The 7,239-nt window shown below is 42.0% G+C and carries 8 protein-coding genes; all 8 read right to left on the bottom strand.

Annotation, left to right across the window (positions count from 1 at the left end; all coding sequences use genetic code 11):
• Positions 1 to 328 (bottom strand): sugar phosphate nucleotidyltransferase (locus AC075J_RS17235; protein ID WP_476390543.1); only part of this gene is annotated, 328 nt, incomplete at its 3' end.
• Positions 329 to 408: 80 nt separating this feature from the next.
• Positions 409 to 1,485, bottom strand: coding sequence for a peptide chain release factor 1 (gene prfA / locus AC075J_RS17230; protein ID WP_008706449.1), 1,077 nt, complete (start codon positions 1,483 to 1,485; stop codon positions 409 to 411).
• Positions 1,478 to 2,443 carry a peptide chain release factor N(5)-glutamine methyltransferase gene (gene prmC, locus AC075J_RS17225; RefSeq protein WP_022380505.1) on the bottom strand — a complete coding sequence of 322 codons (966 nt, stop codon included), beginning with the start codon at positions 2,441 to 2,443 and terminating at the stop codon, positions 1,478 to 1,480. The genes prfA and prmC overlap by 8 nt, the downstream gene beginning before the upstream one ends.
• Positions 2,440 to 3,408 (bottom strand): DUF1385 domain-containing protein, encoded by a 969-nt coding sequence (locus tag AC075J_RS17220; protein ID WP_055058123.1) that lies wholly within the window; start codon positions 3,406 to 3,408, stop codon positions 2,440 to 2,442. Before AC075J_RS17220 ends, prmC begins: the two co-directional genes overlap by 4 nt.
• 73 nt (positions 3,409 to 3,481) lie before the next feature.
• Positions 3,482 to 3,685, bottom strand: a complete 204-nt coding sequence (rpmE, locus tag AC075J_RS17215; RefSeq protein WP_020993628.1) for a 50S ribosomal protein L31 — start codon at positions 3,683 to 3,685, stop codon at positions 3,482 to 3,484.
• Positions 3,686 to 3,873: 188 nt separating this feature from the next.
• Positions 3,874 to 5,271, bottom strand: coding sequence for a transcription termination factor Rho (gene rho, locus AC075J_RS17210; protein ID WP_055149491.1), 1,398 nt, complete (start codon positions 5,269 to 5,271; stop codon positions 3,874 to 3,876).
• Positions 5,272 to 5,692: 421 nt separating this feature from the next.
• Entirely contained in the window at positions 5,693 to 6,193 is a 501-nt protein-coding gene (locus AC075J_RS17205; protein WP_026648283.1) for a COG2426 family protein, read from the bottom strand.
• Between the two features lie 15 nt (positions 6,194 to 6,208).
• Positions 6,209 to 7,239, bottom strand: a 1,031-nt coding sequence (hisC, locus tag AC075J_RS17200) for a histidinol-phosphate transaminase (protein ID WP_476390542.1), incomplete at its 5' end; no start/stop codon positions are given.

Here is a 7,239-nt window from a genome sequence, read left to right as displayed (position 1 = left end):
TTGCAGCAAGTACAGCCTGTCCGGTTCCCCAGGGTTTCGTGCGGTCAGCCGGTTTCGTAAATCCCTCCGGCAGATCATCAAGCTCCTGGAATACATATTCTACTTCCGTAATTTTCTCAATACGCTCGCCGATCACTCTGCGAAACTCTTCTTCCAGATCTTTACGGATAATAAACACTACTTTGTTAAATCCGGCTTCCAGCGCATCGTGGATGGAATAATCCATAATAATCTCTCCACATGTTCCCACCGGTGCAAGCTGCTTGATTCCTTTTCCAAAACGACTTCCGATTCCTGCCGCCATAATTACAAGTGCTGTTTTCTGCATAAATATTTTCCTCCTGACATTCTTCTCTCATATCAATACTTTTTCAGTCATCTTCTGTCACATACCCTCTCCGCAATATTCTATTCCGCATCCTGAAGATTACTTAATTTTGCTGCCTGATCTGCTGCGATCAGACTGTCAATGATCTCATCCAGATCCCCGTTCAGAACATTCTCCAGTCTGTGCAGTGTCAGTTTGATTCTGTGGTCTGTCACACGGCCCTGTGGAAAATTATAAGTTCTGATCTTCTCTGAACGGTCACCTGTTCCAATCTGGCTTCTTCTTGCCTCAGCCTCAGCATCATGCTGTTTGGCAAGCTCCATCTCATACAGACGGGAGCGAAGAACTTTCAGCGCTTTATCTTTATTCTTAAGCTGTGACTTCTCATCCTGGCAGGAAATTACGATTCCGGTAGGAATATGTGTCAGTCGCACAGCAGAGTCTGTTGTATTGACACACTGTCCGCCGTTTCCGGATGCACGGAACACATCGAATTTACAGTCATTCATATCCAGATGGAAATCGATTTCCTCTGCTTCCGGCATAATAGCAACTGTACAGGTAGAGGTATGGATACGTCCGCCGGATTCTGTTTCCGGAACTCGCTGTACACGATGTACACCACTTTCATATTTCAGTCTGGAATAAGCACCTGCACCTGTGATCATAAATGTTACTTCCTTAAATCCGCCGATTCCGTTCTCATTGAGACTCATCATTTCTGTTTTCCAGCGGCGGGATTCTGCATATTTCACATACATACGGTAAATCTCTGCTGCAAAAAGGGCAGCCTCATCCCCACCTGCACCTGCACGGATCTCCACAATAACGTTCTTGTTATCATTAGGATCTTTCGGAAGAAGAAGGATCTTAAGTTCATGCTCCAGTTCCTCTACATTCTTCTTTGCCTCAGACAGTTCTTCCTTCAGCATTTCCCGCATATCTTCATCTTTCTCTTCCTCAAGCATGGAAAGACTGTCCTGTATCGTTTCTTTGTTTTTCTTATACTCCCGGTAAGCATCTACTATCGGCTGCAGATCGCTCTGCTCTTTCATCAGCTTCTGAAAATGTTCCTGATTATCGGTAACTCCCGGCTCTCCAAGCTCATTAAGCACCTCTTCAAAACGAATGAGCAGATCGTCTAATTTATCAAACATATTTATCCTCCTGTAATTTCTTTCGCCCCAGAACCACCCGGTCCAACCCGGCCAGATCCTGCCTTATCTCAATATCTTCAAATTTATATTTCCGCAAAAGAGCTGACACATCTTCTCCCTGGCTGCATCCGATTTCATATAAAAGCCAACCACCCGGAACAAGATGATCCTGTGCCTGTTTCGTGATAGCCCTGTAAAAATAAAGTCCATCTTCCATACCATCCAACGCCATACGCGGATCATGCAATTTTACTTCATCCATAAGATCTTCAATTTCCGCCGTAGGAATATATGGCGGATTTGATATAATCATATCATAAGCTCTGCTATAATTTCTATTACTATTTTCGCATTCTGTCATTTTTACAGTATCTTTTACAGCAGTCCTTTTCATATACTCTGTTCCGTACACAATGTTCTGCATTTCAGAAAACAGATTACTCTGTACAAATTCCGCATGCTCTGCCACTTCCAGTGTCCGTGCATTCCGCACAGCCACTTTCAGTGCCTCATCTGACAGATCCACGCCTGTTCCGTGTGCATCAGCTCTCTCCTTCAGAATACTGATAAGAATACAGCCGGATCCTGTACACATATCAAGAATATATGGATTTTTCACAGCTTTCATGCATTCAAGAGCGGACTCCACAAGTGTTTCCGTATCCTGTCTGGGTACCAGTACATTCTTATCCACATAAAATTCATGCCCCATAAAAAAAGCCTGATGCGTCAGATGCTGCAGCGGTATGTGTCCCGCACGTCTGCTGATCAGTTCCAGATATCTTTCAGCAACACTTTCTGTGACACTTTCTTCTCCGTATGCAAAATAATACGCCCGGCTTTTTCCTGTGACATATTCCAGGAGAAGCCAGGCATCCAGCCCGGCTTCCTTAATCCCCGCCTGTGCAAGGATCATCTGTCCTTTTTTTAATAATCCTGTCAGAGTTTCTCCGTTCATTGTTCTGCTTCAACTCCAAATTCTTCCTTCAGATATGCTTTCCAGTCAAAAACCGCCTCTACAGCCCTGATCGCAACCTCTGCCATATCTGCTGTCGGTTCCTTAGTTGTAAGTTTCTGCATTGCCAGACCCGGTTTACTGAAAAAGTCAGCAAGTTTGCTGTCTGATCTTCCAGCCCACTGAATAATCTCAAAAGATATTCCTGCTACAACCGGCACCATAAGAAGTCTTCCAAACAGTCTCACCCAGTAAAATGGAACCAATACAAAAATAAAATGCAGAAAAATGCTGACCAGCATAACCAGAAACAGAAAACTGGTTCCACATCTCTTATGCAGTCTGGAGCTTGCAAGAACATTATCCACCGTAAGCGGCAGTCCATGTTCCACGCAGTTAATGCACTTATGCTCTGCTCCATGATACATAAATGTTCTCTGAATATCCTTCATTCTGGAAATCAGAAGCATATATCCCATAAACAATGCAAGCTTTACAAATGCCTCAACTATTGTAACTGCAAATTCCGAAGCGCCACCCCTTCTGCAAAGACTTGCAAGGGCGTATGGCAGCAACATAAAGGCGGCAACTGATACCACGATCGAGACAGCAACTGTCACATATAACAGCCATTTGAACTGCTTATCTTCTTTTGCCTTTTTTGCAGCAAGCTCCTCTTCTGAAAGAGCAGCATTCTTCTGCTTATCCTCTTCGTCCTCCTCGTCCCCTGCGATCTCCGCTGAATACATCAGACATTTTGTGCCGACCACCAGAGAATCCACGAAGCTTACCACACCTCGGATCAGTGGATATTTGAGAAATTTTGCATTTCCGAATACACATTTGTAATCTTCTACTTTTAATTCAATCTCATTGTCCGGTCTGCGGACAGCAATGGAATATTTATCCTTATGGCGCATCATAATGCCTTCCATTACAGCCTGACCGCCGATGTTCGATGATTTCATTATTTTCTCCTAAAGAAACAAGAAAGGCTGAGATTTCCCAACCTCAACCTTCTCAATTCTTACTATATTCTGATTATTTGTTCAGGCCGTATTTCTTATTAAACTTATCGATACGTCCACGAGCCTGAGCTGCTTTCTGCTGACCTGTATAGAATGGATGACATTTAGAGCAGATTTCTACGTGGATGTCCTGTTTTGTAGATCCTGTTACGAATGTGTTACCACAGTTGCAGGTTACAGTTGCCTGATAATAATTAGGATGGATTCCTTCTCTCATGATTTTCACCTCTCTGTAAAGATTCTATTTTCTATTCGTATTCATTTGACGAATTTACTATTAAACAGCTTTATGAGTATAACATATCGTCCCATGGAATGCAAGTTATTTTAAAATTTATTTTAAAATTTATTTAATATTTTTGTTACTGAGAACGGAGCGAACAGTAACTGTTTTTTTACAACGTTTCAGATAAACTTTTGTTTTTTTACAGTCTGCACAAATTCAGCATTATTTTTCGTACGGGTAAACATATTCAGGATCTGTTCTACCGCATCTTCTGACTTCATTCCATTGAGGGCTTTTCGCATAATGTAAACCGCTTCCTGTTCTTCTTTACTCAGCAGCAGATCCTCTCTTCTTGTACCGGATTTCTGGATATCAATTGCAGGGAATACCCGCTTTTCCTGCAGTTTTCGGTCAAGCACCAGTTCCATATTACCGGTTCCCTTAAATTCTTCATAAATTACATCATCCATTTTACTTCCCGTATCCACAAGCGCTGTAGCAAGAATAGTAAGGCTTCCGCCCTCTCTCATATTTCTGGCCGCACCAAAGAAACGTTTCGGCATATGAAGAGCCGCCGGATCCAGACCACCGGAAAGAGTTCGTCCGCTGGGCGGTATGATCAGGTTGTATGCCCTTGCCAGTCTTGTAATAGAATCAAGAAGAATTGTAACGTCTTTTTTATGTTCCACCAGACGACGTGCACGTTCTATTACCATTTCAGACACACGTTTATGATGTTCCGGAAGCTCATCAAATGTAGAATAAATGACTTCCACATTATCGCCACAGATGGCCTCCCTGATATCTGTAACCTCCTCAGGACGCTCATCGATCAGAAGAATGATCAGATGCATGTCCGGATTGTTTCTCAGAATAGACTTTGCCACATCTTTCAGCAAAGTTGTCTTACCGGCTTTCGGAGGAGATACGATCATTCCTCTCTGTCCTTTACCGATAGGGCTGATCAGATCTACGATCCTCATGGCAACTGTGCCGCCCGGTCTTTCCATTATCAGTCTCTCATTCGGAAAGATCGGTGTCATATCTTCAAAATTATGTCGTCTCTGCCCTTCACTGGGATGGAATCCGTTGATAGAGGTCACATATAGCAGGGCACTGAATTTCTCTCCCTGTGTTTTGATACGGATATTCCCCTTAATAATATCACCTGTTTTCAGGTTAAATCTGCGTATCTGAGAAGGTGATACATAAATATCATTTTCCCCCGGAAGATAATTTTCACATCGGATAAACCCATATCCATCGGGAAGTACCTCAAGGATTCCGTCTGCTCTCTCTCCACTGTCAAGCTGTACTGCCTCTGCCGGGGCATGATACTGTGTACGTTCCGGTGTTTTGTTATACTGGGGGATTCTCTCTCCGTTACCTTCCACTTCACTCTGCTGCGGTTTCTCCCGGACTGTTTCCTGTTTTTTTGTCTCACCTTCCAGTTCATCTTCGTGAAGCATTCTCTCGATCAATTCCGGTTTTCTCAATGCTGAAACCCCTTTTAATCCTCTGGCTTTTGCCAAATCCTTTAAAGTTGCCAGTGATAATGATTCATACTTTTCTCTCATAAAATAATCCTCTGCTTTTTGTTTTGATTGTTAATATTGATAATTATTTTTATTTTTGTTTTTCTGATTTCCTATGTATCTGAGTAATTTATTCTTTATGAACTTTTCCTGTAACAGTTAGTGGGATAATCTGTCTGAAGTGACACGAATATCAGATCTGCAGCAATGCATATCGCAGGAAAATTATACTCCTGCTCCTGTGTCGACAAGTTAATTCCTGTAGTAATCCTGTCTGCACACCGGTATTTTTATATTTATCTTAGCACATCTTCTTCATAATTGACAATACCATATTATTCCAAATCTTTATTATTGGCAAGCTGTTTTATACGTCATAAAACTGATATTATCGACATAAAAGCAGAAATCCGGAGACATAAAATATGTCTCCGGATTTCCGATGAATATTGGTATAAAATAATTAACGTACCAGATTTCCCACTAATCCATAGGAAACAATATACATAATGACAGTTGCCATAATAATGCCACAAAAAATTGCCAGAGAGGACTTCTTAATATCAATTTCCAGAAGAGATGCAATCAGAGATCCTGTCCATGCCCCTGTTCCCGGAAGAGGAATTCCCACAAACAGCATCAGTCCCCAAAACTCATATTTCTTTACCTGATCACTTTTTCTCATTGCCCTGTCTTCCAATTTCATAACAAGTCCCCGAAAGAGTTTCGTCTTTTTTAAAACCTTGAAAATCTGTCTGATAAACAACAGAATAAACGGAATAGGAATAATATTTCCAACAATACACAGTGGAATTGCCTTTGCAGCCGATATCTTAAGTAAGGATGCTGCAAGCAATCCTCCCCTGAGTTCCAAAAGCGGAATCATTGAAATAATAAAAACTGCCCCTTCAGGTGAAATATATTGTGACAGATTCTGTGAAAACCAATGTACCAGCGCTTCCATAAAGCCTCCTAACTCTTACTTCAAATAATCCTTCAAAAAATCAATAAATTTCTGCATTTCTTCCTTTGTTCCAACAGTGATACGAAGAAAATTGTCAATTCTGTCCTTCTGGAAGTAACGAACATAAATATGCTGCCCTCTCAATGCCTCAAAAAGTTCTTTCGCAGGGCAGGTTTTATGCGTAGCAAAAATAAAGTTAGACATAGAATCCTGAAAAGAGAATCCCAGTGCCTTCAATTCTTTCTTTGTCCATTCTCTTGTCTCTATGATTTTATTACATGTCTCATCAAAATATGCTTTATCTTCAACTGCCGCCACACCTGCAGCAATCGCTGTACGGTCCATAGTATAAGAATTAAAAGAATACTTCACATCATTCAGGAATCTGATCAGTTTCTCATTTCCACACGCAAAACCAATTCTCATCCCAGCCATAGAACGCGACTTGGAAAATGTCTGTACGACCAGAAGGTTGTCATATTTTTCAATCAATGGAAGCGCCGACTGACTACCAAAATCCACATAAGCCTCGTCCACGATCACAATCACATCAGGATTATGGCGGATAATATCCTCCACTTCCTCCAGCGGCATCTCCACACCTGTCGGCGCATTCGGATTCGGGAATACAATTCCTCCGTTTTCTCTGAAATAATCTTCCGTCCTTATATGAAAGTTCTCATCCAGTGCCGGTCTCTCATATGGAATACGAAACAGGTCTGCCCATACATCATAAAAAGAATATGTGATATCCGGAAAAAGAACCGGCTTCTGTGAATTAAAGAATGTAAGGAAACTCATGGCAAGCACATCATCGGAACCTACTCCCACAAAAACCTGTTCATCCTTCAGCCCGTAATTCTTTGCAATGGCATGTACCAGTTCTCCTGCTGTAGGATCCGGATAAAGTCTCATAGTATCTGTATCCATCTCCCTCAACGCCTTCTCCACTCCAGGTGCCGGCGGATACGGATTCTCGTTGGTATTCAGCTTGATCATATCCGGCTGATTGGGCTGCTCGCCTGGTGTATATGGTATTACTTTAC

The organism is Blautia sp. ZXY-1-C6 (genome assembly GCF_056339875.1).
This window is presented reverse-complemented; position numbering and strand designations above follow the sequence as displayed.